General features: G+C 68.3%; 25 protein-coding genes. 11 read left to right on the forward strand and 14 right to left on the reverse strand.

The genetic code is table 11. The features are described 5' to 3' along the window. Positions 1-46: 46 nt before the first annotated feature. Entirely contained in the window at positions 47-988 is a 942-nt protein-coding gene (locus ACFQ9R_RS17985; RefSeq protein WP_378992051.1) for an NAD(P)/FAD-dependent oxidoreductase, read from the reverse strand. Between the two features lie 68 nt (positions 989-1056). Between ACFQ9R_RS17985 and ACFQ9R_RS17990 the strand changes: the two genes are divergently transcribed. The 3 genes from ACFQ9R_RS17990 (at position 1057) to ACFQ9R_RS18000 (ending at position 3206) form a co-directional block, all read left to right on the forward strand. Further along, on the forward strand, positions 1057-1554 hold the full coding sequence (locus ACFQ9R_RS17990; RefSeq protein ID WP_378991875.1) for a MarR family winged helix-turn-helix transcriptional regulator: 498 nt from the start codon (positions 1057-1059) through the stop codon (positions 1552-1554). Between the two features lie 326 nt (positions 1555-1880). Next, positions 1881-2789 carry a pyrroline-5-carboxylate reductase gene (gene proC / locus ACFQ9R_RS17995; protein ID WP_378991876.1) on the forward strand — a complete coding sequence of 303 codons (909 nt, stop codon included), beginning with the start codon at positions 1881-1883 and terminating at the stop codon, positions 2787-2789. A gap of 33 nt (positions 2790-2822) precedes the next feature. Next, positions 2823-3206 carry a hypothetical protein gene (locus ACFQ9R_RS18000; RefSeq protein WP_378991877.1) on the forward strand — a complete coding sequence of 128 codons (384 nt, stop codon included), beginning with the start codon at positions 2823-2825 and terminating at the stop codon, positions 3204-3206. Here ACFQ9R_RS18000 and ACFQ9R_RS18005 read toward each other — a convergent pair. The 7 genes from ACFQ9R_RS18005 to ACFQ9R_RS18035 form a co-directional block, all read right to left on the reverse strand. Continuing rightward, the gene (locus ACFQ9R_RS18005) at positions 3186-3407 is read right to left on the reverse strand and encodes a hypothetical protein (protein ID WP_378991878.1); all 222 of its coding nucleotides are present in this window, start codon (positions 3405-3407) and stop codon (positions 3186-3188) included. The genes ACFQ9R_RS18000 and ACFQ9R_RS18005 overlap by 21 nt on opposite strands. 56 nt (positions 3408-3463) lie before the next feature. Next, positions 3464-3817, reverse strand: a complete 354-nt coding sequence (locus ACFQ9R_RS18010) for a hypothetical protein (RefSeq protein WP_378991879.1) — start codon at positions 3815-3817, stop codon at positions 3464-3466. A 62-nt stretch (positions 3818-3879) separates the two neighbouring features. Then, a complete protein-coding gene (locus ACFQ9R_RS18015) occupies positions 3880-5892 on the reverse strand; it encodes an SDR family oxidoreductase (RefSeq protein ID WP_378991880.1) in 2013 nt (670 codons plus the stop codon). Positions 5893-6166: 274 nt separating this feature from the next. Then, a complete protein-coding gene (locus ACFQ9R_RS18020) occupies positions 6167-7270 on the reverse strand; it encodes a glycosyltransferase (protein ID WP_378991881.1) in 1104 nt (367 codons plus the stop codon). Further along, positions 7267-8598 (reverse strand): glutamate-1-semialdehyde 2,1-aminomutase, encoded by a 1332-nt coding sequence (locus ACFQ9R_RS18025; RefSeq protein ID WP_378991883.1) that lies wholly within the window; start codon positions 8596-8598, stop codon positions 7267-7269. The genes ACFQ9R_RS18020 and ACFQ9R_RS18025 overlap by 4 nt, the downstream gene beginning before the upstream one ends. Then, a complete protein-coding gene (locus ACFQ9R_RS18030; protein WP_378991885.1) occupies positions 8598-9914 on the reverse strand; it encodes a GNAT family N-acetyltransferase in 1317 nt (438 codons plus the stop codon). Before ACFQ9R_RS18030 ends, ACFQ9R_RS18025 begins: the two co-directional genes overlap by 1 nt. A gap of 9 nt (positions 9915-9923) precedes the next feature. Then, positions 9924-10994: a hypothetical protein gene (locus tag ACFQ9R_RS18035; RefSeq protein ID WP_378991886.1), complete on the reverse strand. Its 1071-nt coding sequence runs from the start codon at positions 10992-10994 to the stop codon at positions 9924-9926. 307 nt (positions 10995-11301) lie between these two features. On the opposite strand from ACFQ9R_RS18035, the gene ACFQ9R_RS18040 reads away from it, so the two are divergent. The 6 genes from ACFQ9R_RS18040 to ACFQ9R_RS18065 are packed head-to-tail and all read left to right on the forward strand — an operon-like array spanning position 11302 to position 18203. Next, complete coding sequence (locus ACFQ9R_RS18040) at positions 11302-12126, forward strand: glycosyltransferase family 2 protein (protein WP_378991887.1); 825 nt, start codon at positions 11302-11304, stop codon at positions 12124-12126. Beyond that, the gene (locus ACFQ9R_RS18045; protein ID WP_378991888.1) at positions 12123-13487 is read left to right on the forward strand and encodes an O-antigen ligase family protein; all 1365 of its coding nucleotides are present in this window, start codon (positions 12123-12125) and stop codon (positions 13485-13487) included. Before ACFQ9R_RS18040 ends, ACFQ9R_RS18045 begins: the two co-directional genes overlap by 4 nt. Further along, positions 13484-14548: a glycosyltransferase family 4 protein gene (locus tag ACFQ9R_RS18050; protein ID WP_378991889.1), complete on the forward strand. Its 1065-nt coding sequence runs from the start codon at positions 13484-13486 to the stop codon at positions 14546-14548. The genes ACFQ9R_RS18045 and ACFQ9R_RS18050 overlap by 4 nt, the downstream gene beginning before the upstream one ends. Beyond that, positions 14545-16143 carry an oligosaccharide flippase family protein gene (locus ACFQ9R_RS18055; protein ID WP_378991890.1) on the forward strand — a complete coding sequence of 533 codons (1599 nt, stop codon included), beginning with the start codon at positions 14545-14547 and terminating at the stop codon, positions 16141-16143. Before ACFQ9R_RS18050 ends, ACFQ9R_RS18055 begins: the two co-directional genes overlap by 4 nt. Next, positions 16082-17119 carry a beta-xylosidase gene (locus ACFQ9R_RS18060; RefSeq protein WP_378991891.1) on the forward strand — a complete coding sequence of 346 codons (1038 nt, stop codon included), beginning with the start codon at positions 16082-16084 and terminating at the stop codon, positions 17117-17119. The genes ACFQ9R_RS18055 and ACFQ9R_RS18060 overlap by 62 nt, the downstream gene beginning before the upstream one ends. After that, positions 17106-18203 carry a glycosyltransferase family 4 protein gene (locus tag ACFQ9R_RS18065; RefSeq protein ID WP_378991892.1) on the forward strand — a complete coding sequence of 366 codons (1098 nt, stop codon included), beginning with the start codon at positions 17106-17108 and terminating at the stop codon, positions 18201-18203. Before ACFQ9R_RS18060 ends, ACFQ9R_RS18065 begins: the two co-directional genes overlap by 14 nt. 51 nt (positions 18204-18254) lie before the next feature. Here the strand turns inward: ACFQ9R_RS18065 and ACFQ9R_RS18070 are convergent, their stop codons facing one another. Beyond that, positions 18255-18890 (reverse strand): MspA family porin, encoded by a 636-nt coding sequence (locus ACFQ9R_RS18070; RefSeq protein WP_378991893.1) that lies wholly within the window; start codon positions 18888-18890, stop codon positions 18255-18257. A 190-nt stretch (positions 18891-19080) separates the two neighbouring features. After that, positions 19081-20193, reverse strand: a complete 1113-nt coding sequence (locus tag ACFQ9R_RS18075) for a class I SAM-dependent methyltransferase (protein WP_378991894.1) — start codon at positions 20191-20193, stop codon at positions 19081-19083. A gap of 14 nt (positions 20194-20207) precedes the next feature. On the opposite strand from ACFQ9R_RS18075, the gene ACFQ9R_RS18080 reads away from it, so the two are divergent. Further along, positions 20208-20771, forward strand: coding sequence for a dTDP-4-dehydrorhamnose 3,5-epimerase family protein (locus tag ACFQ9R_RS18080; RefSeq protein ID WP_378991895.1), 564 nt, complete (start codon positions 20208-20210; stop codon positions 20769-20771). Here the strand turns inward: ACFQ9R_RS18080 and ACFQ9R_RS18085 are convergent. The 4 genes from ACFQ9R_RS18085 to ACFQ9R_RS18100 are packed head-to-tail and all read right to left on the reverse strand — an operon-like array spanning position 20749 to position 24483. Then, entirely contained in the window at positions 20749-21783 is a 1035-nt protein-coding gene (locus ACFQ9R_RS18085; RefSeq protein ID WP_378992052.1) for an NAD-dependent epimerase/dehydratase family protein, read from the reverse strand. The genes ACFQ9R_RS18080 and ACFQ9R_RS18085 overlap by 23 nt on opposite strands. Positions 21784-21785: 2 nt before the next feature. Beyond that, on the reverse strand, positions 21786-22436 hold the full coding sequence (locus ACFQ9R_RS18090; protein WP_378992053.1) for a PIG-L deacetylase family protein: 651 nt from the start codon (positions 22434-22436) through the stop codon (positions 21786-21788). After that, the gene (locus ACFQ9R_RS18095) at positions 22433-23209 is read right to left on the reverse strand and encodes a glucose-1-phosphate cytidylyltransferase (RefSeq protein ID WP_378631193.1); all 777 of its coding nucleotides are present in this window, start codon (positions 23207-23209) and stop codon (positions 22433-22435) included. Before ACFQ9R_RS18095 ends, ACFQ9R_RS18090 begins: the two co-directional genes overlap by 4 nt. A gap of 14 nt (positions 23210-23223) precedes the next feature. Next, positions 23224-24483, reverse strand: coding sequence for a methyltransferase domain-containing protein (locus ACFQ9R_RS18100; RefSeq protein WP_378991896.1), 1260 nt, complete (start codon positions 24481-24483; stop codon positions 23224-23226). A gap of 486 nt (positions 24484-24969) precedes the next feature. Between ACFQ9R_RS18100 and ACFQ9R_RS18105 the strand changes: the two genes are divergently transcribed. Beyond that, entirely contained in the window at positions 24970-26469 is a 1500-nt protein-coding gene (locus ACFQ9R_RS18105; RefSeq protein ID WP_378991898.1) for a sugar transferase, read from the forward strand. Positions 26470-26523 lie beyond the last annotated feature (54 nt).

Below are 26523 nucleotides of genomic sequence, written 5' to 3' on the forward strand. Positions count from 1 at the left end.
TCCGACCCCCTCGGCCTCGAGCACATCCCGCAACGAGCGGACCGAGTCAATACTCGGCGAGCGAAAGCTGGATATCCAGTTCCAGTAGATAGTGATTCACCGCCACAGCGGCCCTGGATCCCGCAGCCGCGGCGTGGACGAGTTGCGCAGGCGAATCGGCGACATTGCCCGCGGCCCAGATACCAGCGACGCTGGTGCGCCCCGTGGCATCGACAGCGACCCAACCATCGTCGCCGACCGCGCATCGCAGCCGAGTGAGCAGCTCATCACGGGGAGTGAAACACGGCCCGACAAAGACCGCCGTCCGCGAAATGAGCTGTCCCGATGCGAGTTCCACGCCGTGGAGGCGACCGTCCTGCACAACCACTCGGTTCACCTCTCCTTCGACGACGTGAACGCCGCGCGCGGACAAGCGGCGGCGCTCGTCGTCCGACAACGCGATCTCTCGCGGGAAGAAGAGGACGTCGTCGGACCACTGACGCACCAGCGACGCTTGGTGCACGGAAAATGCCCTGTTCGCGCCACCCAGAACCGCGAGCGGTGCGTCTCGCACCTCGTATCCGTGACAGTACGGACAGTGAAGAACCCCTTGTCCCCATTGCTCTCGAACTCCAGGGATCGCCGGCAGTTCATCGCGCAGGCCCGTCGCTACAACCACTGCCCGCGCCACAACGACGGCCCCGGCTTCGGTCTCCACCGAGAAATGTCCGTCGACCGCTGCGATGTCCACGACTCGGCCGGTCAGCACCTGCGCACCGTAGCGGCGCACCTCCGCGCTGCCTGTCGCCAGCAACTGCCCCGGCGCGACTCCGTCCCGGGTCAAGTACCCATGCGTCGTCTGGGCAGCCATATTTCGGGGTTCACCGGAGTCGATGAGCACTACCCGACGACACGATCGAGCCAGAACCAGCGCGGCACTCAGACCGGCCGCGCCCCCACCGACCACCACGACATCGTGAACCACAATTCCCCCTCGACCACTCCGCACGACCTTGTCGCCGTCCGGGTACGCTCCGAACGTACCGAATTGTTCACTAGTTAACAAAAGGAGAGGTGATGGCCGAAAAGTCGCTCCGAGAACGGACATCCGATCTCTGGCGTGTCCGAAACCCCGACCTCGACACCTCCGCCATGGTGGTGGTCGGCCAGATCAAACGCATTTCCGCCCTGCTCGACCGCGCCGTGGAGGACATCTACGCCCAGGCCCACATCACCCCGGCAGAGGTGGGCCTACTTGTACCCCTCCGGTACGCCGACCCACCCCTCACCGCGATCCGTCTGGCCGAACATCTCGGCATGTCCAGGGCAGGCGTCGGAAAAACACTCACCAAACTCGAACGGCGAGGACTGATCACCCGCACCCAGAACCCGACCGATCGACGATCGACCCTGATCCGCCTCACCCCGGCAGGGGTTGGCCTGATCGACGAGGTCTTCCCCCGCGAACTCGAAGCCCACGCACAGCTACTCACCGACCTGGACCAACAACGTGCCGCAGTACTACAGGGCTTGGACCACCTCGCCCAGAGTCTCGAAGCTCGAAGCAACGGTTGAGACCAAGCCCGAATAGCTCGTACATGGCGATCTCACGCGGCTGCTTCACCGACAGCTCGGCGGTGACCGTCTCGGCCTGAACGAAGATCGCGAACCAGTTCGTCGCTGGATCCTCATACGGTGCGTTCATCGGCAGCACACCAGCATGAGACGTGGCAGAGACATCAGCGTCAGCAACCGATCCAACTGCCCCAACATCACCTCGGCCTGATCTCGGGAGAACCCGAAAACCATCAGCGATCAGTCGCGTCGGTCCGATAGGGCGGCGCGGCGGGTGTTCGGTGGGCGGATCGTGTCCGGGAACGTGTCCGCTAACCTTGCGTTTTGTGTCGAGGATTGCGGTGATCGGTGGTGGCCGGATCGGGGAGGCGTTGATCGCTGGGCTTCTCGAATCCGGGTGGGCGAGCGAGGACCTGGTGGTTGTGGGGCGGGTGTTGGCGCGGATCGAGCGGTTCGGCATCCGGGCGATGACCAGTCTCGCGGATGCGACCGAGAATGCGGATCTGATGGTGATCGCGGTGAAACCGCGCGATGTGGACGGCGTGCTCGCCGAACTGGCCGAGTCGATGGTTGGCAGGGCGCGCGATCAGGTGCTGGTGTCGCTGGCCGCGGGTGTATCGACGGCACGGATGGAAGCTGAGCTGCCCGCCGGTTTCCCGGTGGTGCGGGTCATGTCGAACACCCCGATGCTGGTCGGCCAGGGCATGAGCGCCATCGCGGCGGGCCGTCACTGTAGCGAGGAGCAGTTGCGGCTGGTCGGTGAGGTGATGGAGGCGGTCGGCAAGGTGGTGACCGTCGCCGAGTCGCAGATGGACGCGGTGACCGCGGTGTCGGGTTCGGGGCCCGCGTATTTCTTTCTGGTGATCGAGGCCATGATCGACGCCTCCGTGCAGCTGGGTCTGTCCCGGGAGGTAGCCACCCAGTTGGTGCAGCAGACCATGCTCGGTTCGGCCGCGTTGTTGACCGAGTCGGGCCGGTCTTGCGTGGAGTTGCGCGCTGCCGTCACCTCACCCGAGGGAACGACCGCAGTGGCGATGCGAGAACTCGAGCGGGGTGGTGTGCGTTCGGCTTTCGGTGAGGCATTGATCGCGGCAGAACGCCGTTCGGCCGAACTGGGTGCGCTGTCGAACCAGCCTCGCTCTATTCCAGGCCGGCTGTCCGAATCCCTGCCTCCCCCAGCGATTTCCGGCCGCCGACCGCTGTTTGAGCCGTCGAAAGGCGGGCATTCGCACTGAGCAAGGACAAACCTCTACCGGAGGGACAGCGTCGTGTTCACACATCTACGAGGGGCCGTGTTGATCGGGCTGCTGGTTGTCGCCGGCTGCGCTACCAGCACCGAGGCACCTGATCCCGGTCTGCCGCCGTCGGCCGAGGGCGCGCCGGAAATCTCCGATGAGGCGGCCGCGCACCTGTGCGAGATGATGGCCCCGGATCTCGATAATTGGCGTGCGCAGGGAGTCACTGTGGCGCGCGTGTCGTTCAACGCCACAGTGCAGAACTGGGCGGTGCGCAGCGGCGGCATCAATGTGGCGGTGGCTCGCAACCGCGAGGTGATCGATGCCGTCACCCAGCAGCACTGCGCTGATGTGCGCCAGCAGGCCATGCAGGCCCTGGATGTGCCGGATCTGGCCTCAGCGCTCGCCGGAGTCTGAGACGCCTGCGTCGGAAACCACGGCGGGCGCGGTGTCCTCGGCACCACGACGCCGGTCACGCAACACCAGCACGCCTGCCGCGACCGCCCAGATCACCGCGAACGCGACCGCGCGCATCAGGCTCCAGTTGACCATCAGCATCACGAGCGCGACACCACCGAACAGTGTCAACAGCCGGGCGGTACTCGTCTGACCTTTCATCGCCAGATCATCGCACGGCCCCAGCCTCCTGCCAGGACGAGCTGTCACCACATCGCTCAGGTCTCGACCCGCACGACCTCGTCGCGAACCGCAGGCCGACGAGTGGCCCACGCCAATGCGGGCACGATCAGCAGCGCGATCCCCGCACCGAGGAACGCCAGACCCGGGTAGTCGGCGAATGCCACGACGACCCCGGATCCCAGCCCGCCCCCAGCGCCCGCGACAGCGATGCCCACATCGACGGTGCCCTGCGTCCGAGCCCGGGTGGCGACCGGCGTCGCATCCGCGATCATCGTCGTCCCCGCGACCAGTCCCAGATTCCAGCCCACCCCGAGCAGTCCGAGCGCCACCGCCAGCGCCGCGACCGAACTCGGCGGTGCGAGCGCAGCCGCCGTGGCGGCCGCGACCAAGGTGGGGCCGGCCGCCCCCGCCCCCCCCCCCCGCCCCCCCCGGCCGGGTGTTCAGGGTGATGTCACCAGTGCACGCCGGGCAGCACCCGGCTCATGCGGGCCGCCGAGTTCGGCATCACCATCAGCGGCGCGAAGACCGGGCCGAGGACGGTGAGGGCATTGCGCGTAGGTTCGGCGGGCTCGGTGACCGCGGCGGGAACGGACTTACCCTGTGCCGCAGTGGATTCGCCGAAGAACCGGAACCCGGTGTGCATGATCGTGCGCTTGAGCGAGGGCAGGAACATCTCGACCGCCTGGGCGAAGGTGCCCGCGGGGGTGTCGATGCGGTCGGGGCGTTCCAGCAGAGCGCGGACCACGATGTCGGCCGCCCGGTCGGGGTCGGGCAGGGGCAGCGAACGGTAGAGATCGGTGGGCGCGATCATCGGGGTGCGCACGAGCGGCATCCGGATCGAGGTGAAAGACACACCGTCGCCACGGTTTTCGACGGCGGCGATATCGCTGAAGTTGTCCAGGGCGGACTTGCTCGCGGCATAGGCGGCGAAGCGAGGTGCCTTGGTCTGCACGGCGATGGAGGAGATGTTGACGATGTGGCCGAAGTGACGCTCGCGCATCGAGGGAAGCAGCCCCAGGATGAGGCGGACGGCACCGAAGTAGTTGACCGCCATGGTGCGTTCGAAGTCGTGCATCCGGTCCACCGAGTTGGCCACCGAACGGCGGATGGAGCGACCGGCGTTGTTGATCAGGTAGTCGACATGGTGGTGCTCGGTCAGCACGGTCTTGACGAGGAGGTCGACCGCCTCCGAGTCGGTGATGTCGCAGGGGTAGGCGAACGCGGTGCCCCCTTCGGCGCGCACGGATTCCGCTGCGGCCGTGAGATCTTCGACGCCACGGGCGATCATCAGCACGATCGCGCCACGGCGGGCGACGGCGTGGGCCGTGGCCAGGCCGATACCCGAGGACGCGCCGGTGATCAGCACCGTGCGGCCCGAGAGCGGGTGCGCGTCGGCGGCGGGACGACCGCGGTGCGGGTCCAGATTGACGCGCCAGAAGTCCCAGAGACGGTCGGCGTAGGTGTCGAAGGCGGGCACGGTGAGGCCGGGCAGTACCGCCTGGGTGGAATCGGAGACGAAGTCGGCGGTGAATCCGACGTGGGGTGCGACCTCGGCGGGAATGCCTGCCTGTTCGAACAGGAAGTCGCGCACCGTGTTCGCGCCGGGCACGTGGCCGAGCCCGCTCAGCGCGCGTGCGCTGCCGGGCACGGTGCCGATGCCGACCGGACCGCCCGCGGCGGCGGCCAGTGCGCGGTAGATCTCCCCGAACGGCTGCGGCCGCGGGTTGACCAGGTGGAATGTGCGCCCGTCCAAGCCGTCGCGGCGCACCAGTCGCACCATCGCCTCGGCGACGTAGTCGACCGGCACCACATTGGTCGCACCCAGATCGGGCAGCGGCAGCGGCAGTTCGGACGGCAGGCCGGCCAGCGTCGAAATGGCCGAGAAGAAGTAGTACGGGCCGTCGATCTTGTCCATCTCGCCGGTCCGCGAATCGCCGACGACGATCGCCGGGCGATATACCCGCCAGCGCACGTCGGTGGCCTCGCGAACAAGTTTCTCCGCGGCGAACTTGGTGCGGTGGTACGGCGAGGTCAGGTTCTGGCCGAGGTCGAAATCCTCCTCGAAGAATTTGCCGCGGTGATCGCCCGCCACCGCCACCGAGGACACGTGGTGCAGGGTGGCATCGAGGTTGCGGGCCAATTCGATCACCGAGCGAGTGCCCGCGACGTTGGCCGCGTGGGCGGTCTCCTCGTCGGCGGTCATGTCGTAGACCGCGCCGAGGTGCAGTACGTGATCGGCACGCGGTGCGCCGTCGCCGAGACCGAGGCCGTCGGCGGTCAGGTCCCCGACCAGCGCGAACACGCGGTCGCTGTCGGGATGTTGCGCATTGTGTGCGGTGAACTTGGGCAGCGACTCGGCGCGCACCAGCACGTGCACGATCGCGGTGGGGTCGGCTGCGAGCAGCCCCCGCACCACGCGTCGACCCAGAAATCCGGTACCGCCTGTCACGATGTAGGAAACCATCGCTCCTCCTGAAAATCTCGAAACACGGTGTCGCGCAACAGTGATCGGCATGCGGCGGTGAATGCGAAATCAACGGTTGAGGTCCAGCAGCAAAGTGGCTGGAGAGAAACCGGGCACATCGTCGTCCCGGCTACGCTTACCGTACTCGTCAGTAACCTAGCCGGGCAAGCTGATGGCGTGGTATCACCGTGTGGGAATTGTCACCCATCGCCGCAGGTCAAAGGGTATGTGTGACAGATACTTTCAGTAACCGAGAGTTTCAGACAACATGTCGCTACCGATCCGCCAGGACGTCGCCGACAGTGCTCGCGATCCTGGTGCGGAACACTTCGGGGGCGAAGGTGCGGGCGTGCTCGCGGATCTTCACGGGATCGTAGGACGCCGAGCGGAATTCGCCCATCACGTCGGCCAGCGCCGCGACGACGTCCGCATCGGATCCGGCCGGTACGTACTCGCCGGTGACGCCGGGGCGCACCGTATCGAGGGCGCCACCGGCACCGACCGCGAGCACGGGCGTGCCGCAGGCCATCGCCTCCACCGGGACGATGCCGAAGTCCTCGATGCCCGGCATGAGCAGGGCTTGGCAGCGCCGGTACATGTCCTGCAACAGCTCGCCGGAGGTGGCGCCGAGGAAGGTCGTCTCCGAGCCCGCGATCTCGTCGAGCTGCGCGCGGAACCGGCCTTCGCCGAGAACCACCAGGCGAACCCCGGCCCGCTGCGCGGCGCGAATGGCGAGGTCGGCGCGCTTGTAGGGCACGAGCCTGCCCGCGCACAGGAAGAAGTCCTCGCGTGCCACCGACCGATCAGGGGTGAAGCGGCTGACCTGCACGGGCGGGTTGACGACCGAGGCGGGCAGCCCCCACCATTCGGTGACCCGCTCGGCGACCGCGTGCGAGTTGGCGATGACGTGGGTGAGCCGCGGGGCGGCGCGCAGTTCGCCCCGCCGGGCCAGGGTGCCCAGCGCGCCCAGCGCCAGCTGCCCGATACGACCGCCTGCCTCCTGTGCGCGGAATTCGCGATCCCACGCCCAGCGGGCGGGGGAGTGCACGTAGGCGACCACCGGTGCGTCGGTGGCCAAGGCGGCCTGGGTGGCGAACGCGTGATGGCTGATCACCACGACATCGAAGTCGCGCAACGGCATTCGCCGCAGCGCGCGCGGGACCAACGGGAGCAGGGGAGCGTGCCTGCCGCCGGTGTAGGTGTGCGCTGTGCTGAGCCAGGTGTCGTGCACAGTGCGCACGGGCTCGCGCAGGCCGCCCGGCGCGACGATCGGTGCGAAAACCTCGGCATCGGGCCAGGTTTCGACGAATTCGCCGACCACAGCCTCGGAGCCGCCGAACTCGGTGAAACGTTCGTGGACGATGGCGACACGGGTCATCGGCGGGTGCTCGCTTCGATCTGTCGGGGCGCGGCGGTGCGACGCAGGGCGGGGGCGACCGGGCGACCGGTCAGCAGGCCGTCGACGGTGCCACGGGCGAGGGCGGTGCGGTACACCCGAGCGGCCTCGGCGAACGCGGCGATGGTGTGGTCGACGGCGGTGTCGTCGTGGGCGGCCGAGGTGACGAACGACTGACCGAGGACGCCTCGGGTCAGCATCTCCTGGATGAACAGGGTTCGAAAGGCTTGGGAAGCAACACCATCGGCGTCGTGCGTACGGAAAATGGAGCAGGACGGGCGCCCCGTCACCGACAGGTGCCCGGCGATGCCGAGCTCGGCGGCGATCGCGTTCGCTCCCGCGGCCAACCGGCTACCGGCCGCTTCCATCCGGGCGACCGGGTCCTCGGTGCGGTAGGCGTGCACCACCGCGCGAAATGCCGCCAGCGACGCGGTCTCCGGGCCGTGCGTGGTCGACAGCAGGAACACGCGGTCGTGGTCGGTCCGAAGCCCGCCGCGTTCCATGAACTCGCGTTTGCCCGCCAGCGCCGCGATGGGGAAACCGTTTCCCATCGCCTTGCCCCAGCACGACAGGTCGGGGGCGACGCCGTATACGGCCTGCGCGCCACCCGCCGACCAGCGGAAACCGGTGATCATCTCGTCGAAGACCAGCAGGGCGCCGTACCGGTCGCACAGGTCGCGGACCGCAGACAGGTAGCCGTGTTCGGGTTCTCCAGTGGCCGTCGCGGGTTCCATCACCACGGCGGCGATCGGCGCCGCGGCCAGGACTCGACGCAGCGCGGAGAGGTCGTTGTAGGGGAAGGTCACGGTGTCGACCAGGGGGATACCAGCTGACATCGGTGTGGTGCCGATGAACCAGTCGTCGACGGAGAAGAAAGGCTGCTGACAGACCGCGACGCGGTCGCGTCCGGTCACCGCGCGGGCCAAGCGCACCGCGGCGGTGGTCGCGTCGGAACCGTTCTTGGTGAACTTCACCATGTCGGCGCCGGGGACCAGATCCAGGAAGTCCTGGGCGGCCAGCAGTTCCAGCTCGGTGGGGCGGGTGAAGCTGACCCCGTCGGCGATGGCCGACGACACCGCGTCCAGCACGGGTCGGTACGCGTGGCCGAGCGTCACCGACCGCAACCCCATCCCGTATTCGACATAGCGATTGCCGTCGGCGTCCCACACGTGCGCGCCCTTGCCGCGCACCAGGATCGGCGCCATGTTCTCCGGGTACTGATCGGCGCCACGAGCGTAGGTGTGCGCGCCGCCCGGCACCAGATCGTGCAGGCGGGCCTGGATCTCATTGCTGCGCTGGAACGTTCGCATCAGCGGCGACCTCCGTGACTCGGTGGTGTGGTCAGGGCCCACAGGCGATGGTCGGCGCGGACGCCCGTGGGGCCGCAATGGTCGTGGAGCACACCTTCTTCGGTGAAATGGGCGGCAGTCAAAGCGGTGTTCGGCGCGGGGTCGGCGCTGGGGACTTCGGCGGCGATCCGCCGAAGCCCGAGTTCGTCGAACCCGTGTTCGGCGACCGCCCGCAGCGCCGCCCCCAGCTGCGTGGCCTCGACGAGCTCGGGATCCGCCCAGGCCGACAGCCGGGCGACGCGCCCGGTCATCGTCGGTTCGAACAATCGGATCTCCCCGGCGTACCGGCCCTCGGTGCGGAGCACGAGGACCAGCCCGCCGGGTGACCGCAACCCGTGACGGGCGTTGCGCAGGGCGCGGTGCCACTCGCGCCGATGCCGGCGCCGGTCGGTCGGTGCGAGCCGGGCGCGGTGTGCGGTAGCGGCCGCCTGCCAGTCGACCCGGTCGGTGCGGGACAGGCTGCGCACCGCGATGTTCGGTGCGCCGCTGACGGTGATCCGCACCGCCCGGGCGAACGCGTATCGACGCAGACGGCGAACGACCATCCACAGGAACAGCCGCAGCGCGGCGATCGCGATGATCGCCGGTGCGGGCCCACCGGTGCGCGAGGATGGATCGGTTGCTGGCGCCGGGAACCGTGGCGCAACCGCGAAAGTCTCGGGGGTCGAACTGTCACGTGCGGTCCACGCCCACAACGCGTGGTCACGCAGCGACCCACCCGCGTCGAAGGCCACGGCCATGGTGGCTTCCTTACGGAAGCCGAGGGCGCGCACCGATCCGGCGGCGGGCAGGTTGGCGGGCGAGATCGGCGCGACAACGCGTACCAGCCCGAGCGCGGTGACCCCGTAGTCGAGCAGCATCGCGCCCGCCACGGTGATCACCCCGTGGCCTGCCCAGCGGGCGTCGATCCAGGCGCTGGACTCGGCGGTTTTCGTCGCAGTGTCGATGACGCAGTACTCCAACTGTCCGACGAATTGTCCGTCGACCTCGATCGCACCCGCGTAGCGGCGTCCGGCGCGCATGTCGGCACGGGCCAGCAGACATTCGCGCGCCCAGCGCCGCGCGGTGTGCCGTCGTTCCCACGGCAGCGGGGAGGTGCTCCAATACGGTTCGATATGGGCGCGATCACGCAGTCGGATCTCGCGCCACGCGGCGAAATCCGACATCCGGGGTGGGCGCAATCGGATCTCGTGGCCGTTGTGTCGCACCGGGCCGAGGGTCAGCTGTGACAATTCGCGGTCGCTCGGCCGTTGTTTGCTTCGGTAGGAGATGGTCACGCCGCGGAGCTAGCTGTCGCGTGGTTCGGTGGGAGTCGCGCGCGGACTGCCCGGCGTGTACCCGACCCGAGGCAGCGCCATGGTCTCGGGATCGTGCGAGAGGGTGGCCGAGCGCGGGGTGACCGGGGCAGCGCGGCGTGGCGGCGTGTCGAACGACGCCGGGGGAGTCGGCGACGCGCGCATCCGGGAATCGGCAGCGGGTGCACGGGTTTCCACCGCGGGAGCACGGTTTTCGGGTGCTCGGGTTTCCGGCGTGGGCGCGACCTTGTCGATGTCGACCCCCGTGGGATCGGCAGGCTTCTTGCCGCCACGTCGACGGCCACGAGCCACCCCGGCCAGCACCAGACCTTCGGCGACCACGATCACTGTGGCCAGCGCGGCGAACAGCCCTTCCTGCACCGGGTGCGGGGCGACCAGTTCCCAGGAGGGCGCGGTGAGCACCGTCAGACGCGCCGGGCCGAGTACCTGGCGGAACTCGGTCTCGCGCGCGACGTCACGGGCGTCGAAACTCAACTCCGGGCGCAGCGGATCATCGGAGAGCCGCTTGGAAAAGGTGTCCTCGACCGCGCGCCGGTGTGCCTCCAGGTCGGCTGCGGACCGGGCGATCGCCTCGGTCCGCATCTGGGAACCGACGCTGTCGAGCGACTGTTCGACCGCCACGACCAATTTCGAGGCCTGCTCGGGCGAGCCGGCCTCGGCGGTGATGATCAGCAACGACGGCGCGGGACCGGTCATCGCCGACACCCGGGAGCGCAGATCCGCTTCCGAGGGTGCGAGCCCGTTCTTCACCACATCCGAGAGCACGCGAGTATCGGTGACCATCACGATGTAGGGCTGGGTCAGTTCGTTGAACACCGCGCCGATCGAGGGCTGCGAGATCTGGACGGTGATGCTCGCCTGGTAGGTCCGCTCGCTCCCGTCACGAACCAACCACACCGCGCCGCCGACGATGATCGCGGCGACCAGGGCGAACGGCAGGACCCGGATCAGCTGGCGGAGGTGGCCCGCGATGTTCACCACGGGCATCGACCGCCCGCCGGAGTCGAGGTCGGCGGTCGACGGCGACTCGGTACTGCTCACACTTCCCCCACATTTCACGCATCAACACTTCTCGATCACCGGCCCCCGAAGCCGGTACGGCCGTCACTTCGGCACGACCGAGTTGCGATGACGATACCTCAGGTCGGCCGGACGGTCGCGTCGGCGAACGCGGCCGAACCCCGCCGAACCTGCACTGTTCACTGTCCGGTAAGTCGCTGGGAATTCCACGGCGAACATCCGCGCGACCCTCCAGGTAGTCTGATCTACGTTCGCCCTTGATGGGTGCGGGACGGCTGAGCCGTCGGCAAATGGATGTCATTGAGGGGTAACGGCTGTGGGGGTTCGAGTGTCGGTATGTGTACCGGCCTTCAACGCGGCGCGCACGATTGTCGAGACGCTGGAGTCGATCAGCGCGCAGGATTTCGACGACCTCGAGATCGTGGTCGTCGACAACGCGAGCACCGATGGCACGGGTGATCTCGTGCGGGCGTTCGACGATGCGCGCATTCGGTTGTACACCAACGACACCACCTTGCCGATCGAGCAGAACTGGAATCGGGCGATCGAACTGGCCGGCGGCGAGCTGGTCAAGCTGGTCTGCGCCGACGACATGATCGCCCCGGGCTGCCTGTCGGCGCAGGTCGAGTCGATGAGCGATCGCGAGATCGCGGTCGCCGGCGCCAAGTTCGACGTCGTCGACGACGACGGTGTGGTCCTCGCACGGGGGCGCGGGCTGCCAGGACTGGTGGGCCGATGCTCGTCGCAGACCGTACTGCGCACGCTCGTACGCAAACTACCCGACGACGTGTGCCCGACCGCGGCGTTCCTGTTCCGTCGCGCTGATTTCGCCGCTACCACCGGTTTTCGCGCGGACTTCCTGTACGCGATGGATGTCGACCTGGTCGCGCGGCTGTGCGGACGCGGAGAGTTCTTCGGCCACGATCGGGTGCTCGCGATCAACCGCGCGTCGGTGTTCAACTACTCGAGTACGACATCGTCGGCGAGCAAATTCGCCGACGTGCTGCGGTTCAACCACCATCACCATCGGCAGTTCGCTGACCGCGTCGGTGTGATCGATGTCCTGATCGGCGACGGTCGCGTGCTGCGCCAGGCGCTGGTCCGGGTATCGGCGCGGGCCGCGCGGTTGTTCGGGCGAGGCGCGCGGCAGTGAGCTCCCTGTTGTACGTGGTGGCCTTGCCGGTGGCATGGGTCTTCCTGCGCTGGATCTGGCATCGGCCCCAACGCGGGGTGTTGCTGGTGGCGGCGTTGGTGCCGTTCAACGGATTGCTGCTGATCGCGCCGGCGTGGATGCGGGTCGACGGCTGGAAAGAAGCGATGCTGCTGCTCACCCTCGCGGTGGCGGCGTTCGTGCCCCACGGGCGAGTCGACCCGCGTCCGGCGTTGCCGTGGTGGTCGATCGGCGTGGTGCTGTGTGTGTTCGGGGTCGGTTCGGCGTTCCTGACAGCGGGAATTCTGGGCATTTTCGCGATCAAGATCACGTTCTTCTACTTCATCGTGGTGCCGCTGATCCTGTACCTGCGGCCGTTCACCGCGCGCGATCGCGATCTGCTCATCACGATCATGATGGTCGAGTCGGTCGGAATCGCGGTCTTCGGCTTGGCGCAGCAGGCGATCGGGCCCGCCGGGCTCGCGGAGATGGGCTACAAATTCAACGAGACGATCCGGTTCTCCGGTGGTCTGATGCGCTCGTTCGGATCGTTCAACCAACCGTTCCCGTTCGCGTTCTATCTGGTCACCGTCTTGCTGGTGGGCGGATCAGTCGCGCTGGCCGCGCCGCGACGGCTACGCAATCGACTGTTCCTGCTGACGACTCCGGTGCTGGTGGCCGGTGTCGCGGCCAGCGTCGTGCGCGCCGCGCTCCTCGGGTTGCTGATCGGTGTGCTGGTGCTCGCGGTTGTCCGCTATCGGCGACAACTCAAAGCGGTGATCATCGGTGGGGTCGTGTTGATCGTGGTGGCCGGCGTCGGGGCGTCGTCGCAGGCGCGCAGTTCGCTGTTGTCCTCGGACAGCCTGGCCGCGCGCGAGACCGGGTGGAAGGTCGTGACCAGAACGGTTCCGAGTCATCCGTTCGGTGAGGGCCTCGGCTCCACGGGGGCGGCCAAGGCGGCCCAACTCGTCGCCGAGCTCGGCCCGGCCGCCGAGAAATTGCCCTATGCCACCGGCGAAGTCCAGATCTACGGGCGCCCGTACCAACCCGACAACTACTACGTGAAGCTGCTCATCGAACTCGGGCCGATCGGGGTGTGGTTGTTCTGCGCGATCCTGGTGGTGATCTATCTGCTCGCGCTGCGTTCGGCGCGCACGATGACCGGCAACGACGCCGCACTGGCCCTCGGGGTCGCGGCGGCCGTGTTGTCGAGTGCGGTCGCGGCGGTCGCGTCGAGCTACTTCGAGATCTTTCCCAGCGATTTCTACTTCTGGTTGCTCGCCGCGGTCGTCGGCTGCGCGGTCTCCCAGCACTCCCCAGCCCAGGCAGTCGAGCGCAGCCCCGTCCCCGAACAGGTGTCATGAATTCTGCTGCGAACAGCCGGCCCACCGTGTGTTTCGGGGCGTTGGCCTACCGACCCGACGGCGCCGGGGTATCGACGTATCAGCGGGAACTGCTGGCGCAGTTGCCCGCGCTGTTGCCGGGTGCCGAGTTGTCGGCGCTGGTCCAAGCCGACGCGGCGAGTTCGCTGCCGTCCACCGTTTCGGCGGTGTCGCGGCCGGTCGCGGCGGGTGCTCGCCGCGCGTGGCACGGCGTCGCGCCGCTGCGCGGATTCGATGTGTTCCACGGCCTCGATGTCGACCTTCCGCTGGTCGGGCCGCGCGCCACGGTCGCCACGGTGCACGACCTGTCGGTTTTCGATGTGCCGTGGGCGTTCAGCCGCTATCGGGCGCGCGGAGAACAGCTGCTGGTCCGGACGTCGTTGATGCGGGCCGATCTGCTGATCGCGGTATCGGAATTCACCGCCGAACGGATCGCGGACAAGTTCGGCCGTGCGGCGGTCGTCGTGCCGCTCGCTCCCGCCGACTGGGCGCGCGTCCCCGAGGCCTCCGCGGTGGACCGGGTGCGTGCCGACTACGACCTGCCGCCTCGATTCATCCTGCAGGTGGGGACCGTCGAGCCGCGCAAACAGGTCGGGATGCTCGCGGAAGTGGCGCGTGCCCTCGACATTCCGCTCGTGCTGGCCGGGGCCGGATCCACCGGTCCGCAGGCCCCGGCCACCGCGATCGGTCTCGGTTATGTCGACGCCGCCGATCTGCCCGCGCTGTACGCGGCCGCGACCGTGGTGGCCTACTGCTCGGAGTACGAAGGATTCGGGCTGCCGCCGGTGGAGGCCATGGCGTGCGGTGGCGCGGTGGTGGCCAGCGCGGTCGGCGCGCTGCCACAGGTCTGTGGCGACGGCGCCGTGCTGGTCGCGCGCGCGAATGTCGAGTCGTGGACGGCGGCCGTGCGCCCACTGCTGCACGACAGCGTCGGTAACACCGCACTGCGCGAGCGTGGTCTCGCCGCGGCGTCGACGCTGAGCTGGCGGGCCACCGCCGAGGCGACGGTCGGCGCCTATCGCGGCGCCGGGTTGATTCCGTGACGACCGAGGCGAAACCGTCGGTTCCCGATCGCCCGATCGGTGGCCGCGCCGCGCTGTCGGGCCGGGCCGCCGCCAACAACACCGCCGCGATGCTGGCCAGCCGGATCTTCGCCGCGGTGCTCGGCCTGCTCGGCACCATGCTCACCGCCCGCATGCTGCCCGCGGTCGAATGGGGCTACTTCTCCTTCGTGTTCGGTCTGCTCGGCATGCTCGCGATCGTCACCGATCTGGGTGTCGGGCGTGCGGTCATCGGAAAACTCGTGCACGGCGAGCCCGCCGAGGTCGCCGAGATCGCGAGCTCGTTCATCGCGCTGCGGACCGTACTCGGGCTGCTGGGCTACGGGGTGGCCCTGGGCTATGTGGTGGTGCTCGGTTGTCCACCGCAGGTCATCGCGGCGACAGCCATCGCGGGGCTGGTCGTGGTGGTCGCGACGCCGAGCAACGCGCTCACCGTGCTGTTCCAGTCGACCATGCGCTTGACCTTGGTCGCCGCGGCGGAGTCGATCGCCCGCCTTGTCCAGGTGGCGCTGACCGTCGTGGCGGTGCTGTGGGCACCGACCTTGCTGATCGTGGTGATCCCCGCCGTGGTGTACGAACTGATCGCCATCGCGATCAAGATCGTCGGCGTGGGGCGGGGGCTCGGTGGACCGATCCCGGCGCGCCGCGTCGAACTGCGCTGGTGGGGCGGCATGCTGCGCGAGGCGCTGCCGTTGAGCATCGGCCTGGCCTTGATCATCATGCTGCAGAAGGTCGGCCTGCTGCTGCTGGGTCATTTCGACACCTTCGAATCCGTCGGGATGTTCGCGGTCGGCATGAAATTCGCCGACCTCGTCGACACCGCGGCGATCGCTGTCGTCGCCCCGTTGACCACGCTGCTGATCGCGGTATGGCCGGCCGACCCCACCGGATTCCGGCGCTACTTCCGCCAGTCGGGTGCCGCGCTGACGGCCCTCGGTCTTGCCGCGCTGGTCGCCTTCTGGCCGGTCGCGACCCAGGTGATCGACCTGCTCTTCGGTGCGAAGTTCGTGTCCGCGGTCGACGCGAGTCGCTACCAGATCATCGGCGGACTGCTCGGCGCGCTGGCCCATCTGGGCCTGGTCGCGCTGATGGCTGCCGGGCGCAACTACCTGATTCCCTGGATCGCGTTGCTCGCGTTGGCGGTCGACCTGGCGTTGTCGTGGCCGCTGATCGCGTGGCTGTCGTTCGAAGGCGCGGCCGTCGCCGGTCTGATGGCCAACGTCGTTCTGCTGATCGGGGTGTGGCTCGCGCTCGTCGCCACGGTGCGGATCGGGCGGTTGATCCCGGTCACCTCGGTGGTGTCGGTCAGCGCCGTCGCCGTCGCGGTGATCGTCCCCGCGACGATGATTCAGCAGCGGTGGGAGCCGCCGTGGATTGTCACCTCGACGGTGGCCGGTGTGTTGTACCTTTTCCTCGCCGGCTGCGTTGTGCGCTGGACCGACGGATTGACGATACGAAGCGTGCGAGGGCCGAAATCTGATGACACTGTGGCGATTCGCTCGGATGATCACCACCGTGGCTCTCACCCTCACCCTGCTCGGATGCGGGACACCGACGATGTCGACCGTGCTCGATGAGCGCGTGAACGAGACCGGACTCGGCATCGCGGGCGGGCACTCGTGGCTCACACTGAGCACCGGCGAATTGGACCGCCAGATGAAGGGCGTGGTCGACGCGGGCGCCACCTGGATCAGGATGGATCTGGACTGGTCGCTCATCGAGCACGATCGTGGCCGCAAGGACTGGTCGATGACCGATCGGGTGGTGCGGTCGGCGCGCGCCCATGGGCTGCACGTGCTGGCCATCCTCACCTACTCACCGCCGTGGGCACGTCAGGATCCGGGGCCCGGCGGAAACAAGGTCGCCCCGTACCCCGCGCTGTTCGGCCAATTCGTCGCCGACGCGGTCGAGCGCTACCGCGATCAGATCAAGCACTGGGAGGTCTGGAACGAGCCCAATGTCACCAGCTTCTTCGCGCCGTTGCCCCATGTGGGTCTGTACGCCCAGCTGCTCCACCAGGCGGCGACGGCCGTGCGCACCCGCCAGCCGGGTGGTCAGGTGTTGGTCGGTGGCTTGGCGCCCGCCGCCGACAACGGCCGCGACATCGCGCCGTCGACGTTCATCGAGCGCCTCTACGCGCTGGGCTCGGCTCTCGACTTCGACGCCATCGCGGTGCACCCCTACTCCTATCCGGAACTGCCCTCGTCACCGAGCCGGGACAACGCCTTCCAGAACCTGACTCGAATTCGGGCGATCATGGACGCGCGCGGCGACACATCGAAGCGGTTGTGGCCCACCGAATTCGGCGCGCCGACCGGTACCGGAGCACGCGCGGTCGACGAGCAGACCCAAGCCGAGATACTCGGCGGCGGCCTGGACTCGATGGCGGCGATGCCCAATATCGGCCCTGTTTTCGTCTACTCCCTGATCGACGCGGGCGACGATCGCCAGAACCTGGAGGACAACTTCGGCATGCTCCGTCGCGACTATTCGGCGAAACCGGCACTGGCGCAGGTCCGCGCCCGCGCGGAGGTGCTCCGTGCCGGACAGTGACCACGGGCGCGAGCTGGTATTCGTCGCTCACACCGGACAGGCGTCGGGCGCGGAGAACGTGATGCTGGCCCTCGTGGACTTGGCGCTGGAACGTGGCTACCGGGTGCGGGTCGCCTGCCCGGATGGTCCGTTGCGGGAACGGCTGCCCGCCGCAGTCGAGCACATCGGCATCGCCGGGCTGGGGCTGGCGGGTGAACGGGGCCTGCGCCGGTTGACCGCCGCGCTGGTGATGCTGAAGAACTGGATCGGTGCGGCGCGGCGGCTTCGGAAGCCGCTGCGCGACAGCCGAACCCGGATCATTGTCAATTCGACCATGGCGTTGCCCGCGCTGGCGCTGGCCTGTCCGCATCGGCGCTCGGCGGCCTGGTTGGTCCACGACATCCTCGCCAGCCGACGGCAATACGGCGCAGCCTGGGCCGGTCGTGCCGCGGTGGGCCACGCCATCGCGGTCTCCGAGACCGCCGCGGAGCCGCTGCGCCGGCGCGGCTTCGATGTCGATGTCGTGTGCAACGGCGTGACCTGGCCGGTCGAACCCGCGCCCGTCATCGAGCGCACGCCACCGGTGGTCGGCATCCTGGGGGTGGTGACCTCATGGAAGGGCCACCACGTTCTGCTGGAGGCCGTCGCGGGGTTGCCCGAGGTGCGACTCGAAATCGCCGGTCGGGCATTGCCCGGCGACGTGACGTATCTGGCCGAGCTCCGCGAGCGCGCCGAACAGCCCGACCTCGCCGGTCGGGTCGCCTTTCTCGGTCAGGTCGACGCGATGACCACCCTGCGGGGCTGGGACGCGGTGATCTCGGCCAGCGTGCTGCCCGAGGCCGGTCAGCTCGTCGTCCTCGAGGCGATGAGCCTGGGTGTCCCGGTGATCGCCACCGATCACGGTGGTTACGCCGACGACCGCGTCATGGTGTGCGTTCCCCCCGCTGATCCGGTCGCCTTGCGGGCGGCGATCGAGCGGGTCACCGGTGACCCGCGGTTGCGGTCGCGCTTGCACGAGGACGGTCGGGCTCGTGTCGCGGCGGCACACGATCGGTCCCGCACGCTGCCGCAGATGCTCGACGCACTGCTCGGCACGGCACCGTGACAGCGATGGACCCGGCGAGTGAGTTCGCTCGCCGGGTCCATCGGGTCGTGATCAGATCGAGAAGGTCTTGCCGTAGGTAACGACGGTGTCGCCGGACGAGCCGACGATCCGCACGAATGGGCGGACATTGGTCTGGCCGAGCACACCGGTGACAGTGCCGTGGAAACCCGAAAGACGCAGTACACCTTCGGCTCCGGCGATATCACCGCCCGCGACCTCGACCTCCTGGATGCCGGGGCCGAAGCCGGCGGCGAGTTCGATGCCCGCGCGCGGGATGAGGCCGTCGAGCTTCACGGTGGGGCCGTCGGCGCCGACCTCGAGGCCGAGGCTCGGGGTGGACCACTCGAACTTGATCCTGCCGTCGAGGGTGGCGGGGTAGCCGACCTGATAGCCGAGCGTGATGCGACCGGACCAGGTCTCGGCGTCGGGGCCGGTGACCAGGTAGGAGGCCGCGCCGCTGTGGAACCATTCGCGGGTGAGCGGATTGCCGTCCAGTGGTGCGACGAAGTCGATCCGGGTGTCGGACTGGATCGCCTCGACGGTGCGGTTCTTGCCGTCGAGAACAGTACTGCTGCTGTCGATTCCGGCAGCAGCGGCGCCTGACCCCATGGCGAGACCGACAGCGATGGCCGATACCATCGCCGCGATCCGGAGCGCGCGTGGTGCGAGCACGGTGGTTCCCCTCATCAGAATTCTTCCCCTGGACACTCGCCCGTCGAACGCTGCGTTCGGCGCCGCATTTCCCCTTGCGACCCGGGCACCGGCCACCGCGACACTGCGGCGGTCCAGCGGTGACCCGAACTCGATCATGGTGCGGCGCTGGGCATTTCCGAGTATCCCACGTCCTGCGATCATGCGCCGATCGACATAAGGTCGGCTATCCCACAGTCTTGCCATGCCTGTCTCGGTTGCGTGGGCCCGCCGGATCGTCGATCATCCACCGCCCGTCGAGTTCGGGCAGTGCGGCGCTCACCTCGGCGAGCAGGTCCGGCAGCGTCAGCAGCACGACGTCGGGCTCGGCGGCGACCAGTTCGGCGGGGGAGATGATGGGCACATCGGTGCCGGGCATCCGGCAGCCCTGCTTTCCCGGAGCGGCGTCGGCGACACCGGCGAGCAGGCCGCGGTGCGCGCCCGCCATGCTCAGCAGCGCCACCGCGCGCGACGCGGCGCCGTAGGCATAGACCCGACGGCCCTGCGTGGCACCGGCGTCCAGCCAACCGCGCAGGGCGCGGACGTGACGGTCGACCGTCTGCTGCAACTCGGCGGCCGCGCTCAGCGCGTCGGCTTCGGCGACGAGAAGGCTGTCGATGGTGGCGTCGGGGGTGTGATCGCCGTGGCGAACGGCCAGGAGCACCGTGCCGCCGTAGAGGTCGAACTCCCACGCGGTGACCACGCTCATCCCCGCCGCCCGCAACAAGGTGCGCAGAGCGGACAGTGAGTAGTACGCGAAGTGCCCGTGCCGCAACGCGTTCCATTGTCCCTGCGTGACGATGGTGGCCAGTGAGTGGTATTGAACGAGCAGCACCCCGTCGGGCGCTGTCGCCGCGGCCCGTGCCGCAAAGGCCGCGCGCTGATCGGGTTCGTGCATGATCCCGAAGCAGTCGAGCACCACATCGGCCGGTTCCCCGGTGTTCTCGGTGAAGCCGTGCTCGGCGAGCAGGGGCAGCCAGGTGCCGCCGTGCGGGCTACCGAATTCGGTGACCGTCGATCCGCGCAGCAGCCCGGCGGCGTGCACCAGACGCACCGCCTCGGCGGCCTGGTCGCGCAGGGCCAGCGGCTCGATACCGCGGGGCTCCGCGGTGACAGTGTCGTCGTCGGCCAGCTGAGCCAGCCCGCATGCCGCGCATTGGTCCACCCGCAGGGGGTGGCCGGATTCGGTGGCGGCGACCGGAGCGTCACGTGGCGGAAAGTGATCCGCCGCCGGGACCGCGCCGAGATCGAGGACGGGAACGAGCGCGGTCTTCGCGCAGCCGCGGCATCGGTGGGTCATGGGAGTATGGCCTCGTGCGTATCGAGCGGACCGAATTGGCCGACGTAGTGGTACTCGTTCCCGAACCGTTCCGGGACGAGCGGGGGTTGTTCACCCGTACCTTCGACGCGGGCGAGTTCGACGCCCATCTCGGGGTACCGGGTGCGGCGGCGGCCTTCGTGCAGGATTCGCAGTCGCGGTCGGTGCGCGGGGTGATCCGTGGCATGCACGGGCGCGGCGGGCGCGGTGAGGCCAAGCTGGTGCGGTGCGCGCACGGCGCCGTGCACGACGTGCTCGTCGACATTCGTCCCGGTTCGCCGACTTTCGGTGCGCGCCAAGCGTTTCGGCTCGACGACGAGCAGTTCCATCACCTCTATGTGCCGCCGGGTTTCCTGCACGGGTTCCAAGCGCTCACCGAGATCGCCGACGTCTGCTACCGCATCGACCGTCCGCACGATCCCGCCGAGGACCTCGGGGTCGCCTATGACGACCCCGAACTGGCCATCGCATGGCCGTTGCCCGTCGGCCCGGTCTCCGCACGTGACGCGCGGGCCGGGACCTGGGCCGCGCTGCTGGCTACGCTGACGCCGGCGCACTGATCCGGCGCAGCTGTGCGTCGAGCACCCCGGAGTCGCACAGGCCCTGCAGGTGCGGCAGCCGGGTGTACCGGCGGAAGAACGCGTCGGCGGTGAGTCCGCGCGCGGTGTACTCGGTGTAGAGCTCGGCCGCGCCCGCAGGGACCGTCCACTGGGCCTCGAAGCCGAGAACCGCACGCGCGTAGGAGAAGTCGACCCGGTAGGACCGTGGGTCGGCGCCGTTCTCGCCGGTGATCAGCAGCCGGGATCCGGGGACCGCGTCGACCACCGAGGCAGCGATCTCGGCGACGGTGAGGTTGTTGACCTCGGTGCCGATGTTGAACGCCCGGCACGAGATGTCGGCGGCGGGTGCGGTGAGGCAGGTGGCGAACGCGGCGGCGATGTCGGCGGCGTGCACCAGGGGCCGCCACGGGGTGCCGTCGGAGAGCACCTTCACCTCGCCGGTGAGTACCGCGTAGCCGACCAGATTGTTGAGCACGATGTCGGCCCGCAACCGCGGCGAGAAGCCGAAAGCGGTGGCGTTGCGCAGGAATACCGGAACGAAGTTGTCGTCGGCCAGCGCGGCCACATCGTCTTCGACGCGGACTTTGCTCTCGGCGTAGGGGGTGATCGGGCGCAGCGGGGCGTCCTCGGTGACGAGGTCGGCTCCGGCGGCGCCGTAGACCGAGCAGGTAGACGCGTAGAGGAACCGCGACACCCCGGCCTCCTTGGCGAGGCGGGCCAGTCGCACCGACGCGTGATGGTTGATGTCGTAGGTGATCTCCGGCGCCAGGGCGCCCAGGGGATCGTTCGACAACGCCGCGAGGTGGATCACCGCGTCGAAACCGCGCAGCTGCTCGACGGTCACCTCGCGCAGGTCCACTGCCGAACCGTCGGGGTCACCGGCGAATTCGCCGAGCAGGCAGTCGGCGAAGTAGCCGATGTCCAGGCCGGTGACCTGGTGGCCCGCCGCCCGCAGCACCGGCACCATCACGGTGCCGAGGTAGCCCTGGTGCCCGGTGACCAGTACCCGCATGTTCACGTCTGTTCCCATCTGATGATCGCTTTGTCGAGCACGAACGCCTCGGCATACGGTGCGTGGCACTGCACGCCACGCATCCGGGCCAGCCCGAGGAAGGCCTGTTCGTCGAACCAGTCGCGGCCCGTCTGCGACGGATAGTGTTCGTGCAGCAGACGCGACTTCTGCTGTACGAGTGCGTGACTCAGTGGGTGGTAGAGGGTGGGAGTCGGAGTATCGGTCTCCCATTTGAGGATTTCGTAACCCAGGGTCAGGTGATTACGGAACTCGGTGGGCACCAGTTCGGCGAGCAGCCGGTGGTCCTGGTGGGCATCGCCACGATGCGGCGCGAACACCACCTCGGGTTCACCGCCACGACGAAAGACCGCCAGTGCGTCCTTGATCCGATCCCAGTGCGCGGGCGCGCGGCCGTCGGGCACATCGAGGACGTGCAGTTCCGGCTTGTTGCCCGAGCAGAACGCGGTGAGTGCCGCCCGCTCCTCGTCCTCACGTGCGGTGCCGCCACCGGAGAGGACGAGCGCGCGTACCTCGACCTCGGGATCGGCGCCGGTGAGCGCGAGAAGCGTTGCCCCCATCCCGATCGCGATGTCGTCGCAGTGCGCGCCGAGCACCGCGATCCGGCGCGGCGGGGTGGTGAACAGCCCGATCACGGCCGGTCCCACACCATCCACGGCCGGGTGCCGTTGCGGTAGGCGTCGTCGAGTTCGGCGCGTTCCTTGAAGGTGTCGGCCGGTTTCCAGAAACCCATGTGCTGATACCCGAAGAGCCTGCCCTGCCCGGCGAGCGCGCCGCACGCGTCGGCCACCAGATCGCCGCCAGGGGGCAGCAGATCGAAGATCTCCTGGCTGAGCACGAAATATCCGCCGTTCTCCCACAGCGGCATCTGCGCCACCGGCACGATGTCCTTCACCTCACCGGTCGGCGAGATGTCCACACAGTGGAACGAGGATTGCGGCGGCACCACCATCATCGATGCGGCCGCACCCGAGGCATGGAAACGCTCGATCATGGTGTCCAGCGGTGCGTCGGTGAGGACGTCGGCGTAGTTGGCCAGGAAGTATTCGTCGCCGTCGAGGTGCTCGCGCACGCGGCGCAGTCGCTCCCCGATCGCGGATTCGACGCCGGTGTCGACGAAGGTGATCGTCCAGTCGCTGATGTCGCTGCCCAGCAGCTCCACTTCACCGTTGCGGATCACGAAGTCGTTGGACGCCGACTCCTGGTAGGTGAGAAAGAAGTTCTTGATGTGCTCGGCGCCGTAACCGAGACACAGCACGAACTCTGTGTGTCCGTAGTGCGCGTAATAGCGCATCACGTGCCACAGCAACGGGCGCGGCCCGACCAGCTGCATCGGCTTGGGGACGACGTCGTCGGATCCGCCGCGCATGCGCATGCCGTATCCGCCACAGAACAATACGACCTTCATCGGTTCGTTCACCTTCATTCGGAGAGTGCGCCGGCCGCGACCGGTTCGCCCGCCGTGGCGGCGCGATGCAGCACCGGCAGGGGGTAGATCAGTTCGCCACCCCATTCGCCGACGTGGCTGAGTTGAGCGGTGATCTCGGTTTCGAGATTCCACGGCAGGACCAGCACCACATCGGGCTTGTCCGCGTCGATGCGTTCCGGCGGATGGATCGGAATCCGGGTGCCGGGGGTGTAGCGGCCGTGCTTGTAGGGGTTGCGGTCCACGGTGTACTCGAGCAGGTCGGGCCGGATGCCGCAGTAGTTGAGCAGCGTGTTGCCCTTGCCCGGCGCGCCGTAGCCGACCACCCGCTTACCCGCAGCGCGGCAGTCGAGCAGGAAACGCAGCAGCTCGTGGCGAACCGATTCGGCACGGGCACCCAGCGCGGCGTAGCCGGCGGGTTCGTGCAGCCCCGCCGCACGCTCGAGGTCGAGGACCTCGGCGACCCGGGCGGTGGGTTCGGCGACCGCGTCGGGGCGTGCCCACAGCCGGATCGAGCCACCGTGGGTGTCCAGCAGTTCCACATCGACGACGGTCAGGCCGGCGATCGCCAGCGCGCGCTGCGCCGAATGGACGGTGTAGTACTGGAAGTGCTCATGGTAGATGGTGTCGAACTGGCCGAGCTGGACCAGGTTCAGCGCGTGGTGCACTTCGATGCTGCACCAGCCGTCGTCGCTGAGCAGGGTACGCAGCGCGTGGGTGAATCCGCGCAGGTCGGGCACGTGGGCGTAGACGTTGTTGGCGACCACCAGGTCGGCCGGTCCGTGCTCGGCGCGGATCCGTGCGGCCGAATCCTGCTCCAGGAACGCGGTGTCCGTCGGCACGCCGACCGCGCGGGCCGCGCGTCCGACATTGACCGAGGGCTCGATGCCCAGACAGCGGATGCCGCGCGCGACCGCGTGTCGCAGCAGGTAGCCGTCGTTGCTCGCCACCTCGACGACGAACGAATCGCCGCCGAGGCCGAGTCGTTCGGCGGTCGCGGTGACGAACTGCTCGGCGTGGCGGACCCAGCTGTCGGAGAACGAGGAGAAGTACGCGTACTCGGTGAAGGTGTCCTCGGGGGTGATCAGCGCCGGGATCTGTAACAGCAGGCAGTCCTCGCACAACCGCAGGTGCAGCGGATACGTCGATTCGGGCAGGTCGAGTTCGGCGGCGGACAGAAAGCTCTCGCACGGTGGGGTGGCGCCCAGGTCGAGCACGCTCGTGAGCTGTTCGGAGTCACAGAGTCGACATTGCACGTGGAGCCCCCACCTTCATACCTGTTCACCCGAGCTGTCGCGGCTCATGCCGGTCATGGCGGAAGTCGGATCAGTGGGCACAGACGTTACAGCGCGGCGGGCAGAAGAGTGCCCCGAAACATTCGGGCGGAAACAGATTCATGGTAATTTTCGGAGTTATACCAGGCCGATCCGGCACCGGCTAACTGTCGGCGAGGACGACCATTCCTCCTCTGTTTGTGATGGCGATCACTTGTGAAAGTGATTGTCCTGCATTCATATCGAAAGGCAATAGCGGTTCGGTGATAGCTGTCCGATTGCGCTGTGAAGTGGCTAACTACTGGAATCCCTTGTGGCGGTGAGTCTTCGGAAAGAACCCCTGCTGGTGGTCTGTAACAATCAGCAGGCGGGTATCGAATCGACGGGAAGTAGGACGGCCGCAACGGCCGCATTCCGGTCGACGGGGATCGGGAAACGATTCGTCGCCCGAAGGGGAGGTGTGGGTTCATGAGCTACGAGCTCACCGGAAGTGGCGACGTCGATGTTGTCAACGGTGTCCAGGTGCTGCGCCGCACCCAACGCGAGAGTTGGCAGAGCGCACTGGTCCAGCGGTTGGCGGTGACCGATGTGATCGCGGTGTTCGGTGCGGTCGCGGCGGCACAGGTCATTCGCTTCGGCGGTCCCGCCGCGCCGCCGCTGGCCTGGCCGCTGCCCTACGAGGTCGGCTACTCCGTGGTGTCGCTGGCGTTGGCCGCCGGGTGGCTGGCGTTGCTGCACGGCTACGGCAGCCGCACCCCGCAGGTGGTCGGCACCGGGACCGAGGAGTTCCGCAGGCTGGTGTCGGCGACCCTGCGGCTGTTCGGTGTGCTCGCGATCCTCGCGCTGCTGTTCCGGGTGGAGGTCGCGCGCGGCTATCTCGCCATCGCGTTGCCCGCCGGGCTGTTCGCGCTGGTCGTGGGGCGATTGGCGTGGCGATGGCGGTTGCGGCGGTGGCGCGCGCAAGGGCGGTGCCACATCGCGGTGCTGGTCGTGGGTTCGCCGGAGGCCGCGCAGGCGATGGCGTCGGCGTTCACCGGCGATCCCGGCTCCGGCTATCGCGTGGTCGGTGTCTGCGTGCCCGCGGGATCGGTGGGCGCGCAGTTCGATACGTCCGACGGGCCGTCGGTGCTCGGCGACGATCGCTCGGTGCTGGAGGCGGTGCGCCGCAGTGGCGCCGACTCGGTGGCCGTGGCCGCGACCGATCATCTCGGACCCGCCGAGTTGCGGCGGATGGCATGGGCATTGGATCCTCTCGGCGTCGATCTGATCGTCGCGCCCGGCATCGCCGACATCGCGGGGGCGCGGCTGACCAATCGCCTCGTCGCGGGGATGCCGATGCTGCACATCGACCCGCCGCGCTACGGACGGGCGAAGTCGAGCCGCAAAGCGCTGTTCGATGTGTGTTTCGCCGCGACCGTGCTGGTGCTCGTCGCGCCGATGCTGGCCGCCATCGCGATCGCCGTGAAGATGACGAGTGCGGGGCCGGTGTTCTACCTGTCGGAGCGGATCGGGCGCGACGGTATTCCGTTCCGGATGATCAAGTTCCGCAGCATGCTCGTCGACGCCGACCACGCAGTGGAGGCGCTCATCGAGCGCCACGGTGGAAATCCGTTGTTCTTCAAGGTCAAAGACGATCCGCGGGTCACCGCCGTCGGCCGCTTCCTGCGCAAGTACAGCCTCGACGAGCTGCCCCAGTTCTTCAATGTGCTGCGCGGCGACATGAGCGTCGTCGGGCCACGGCCGCAGGTGCAACGTGAGGTCGACAGCTACGACGGGGAAATGCGGCGGCGGCTGCTGGTGAAGCCGGGCGTCACCGGGTTGTGGCAGGTCAGCGGACGGTCGGATCTGTCGCCGGAGGACTCGGTGCGCCTCGACCTGTCCTATGTCGAGAACTGGTCGATGGTGCTGGATCTGGCGTTGATCGCGCGCACCATCGGAGCGGTCACCCGCGGCGACGGCGCGTACTGAAACCGGGGTGGCGAGTCGACTCACCACCCCGGCTCGGCTACGCGGAGCGCGCGC

The organism is Nocardia sp. NPDC056541, from assembly GCF_042794235.1.
Classification (GTDB): domain Bacteria; phylum Actinomycetota; class Actinomycetes; order Mycobacteriales; family Mycobacteriaceae; genus Nocardia.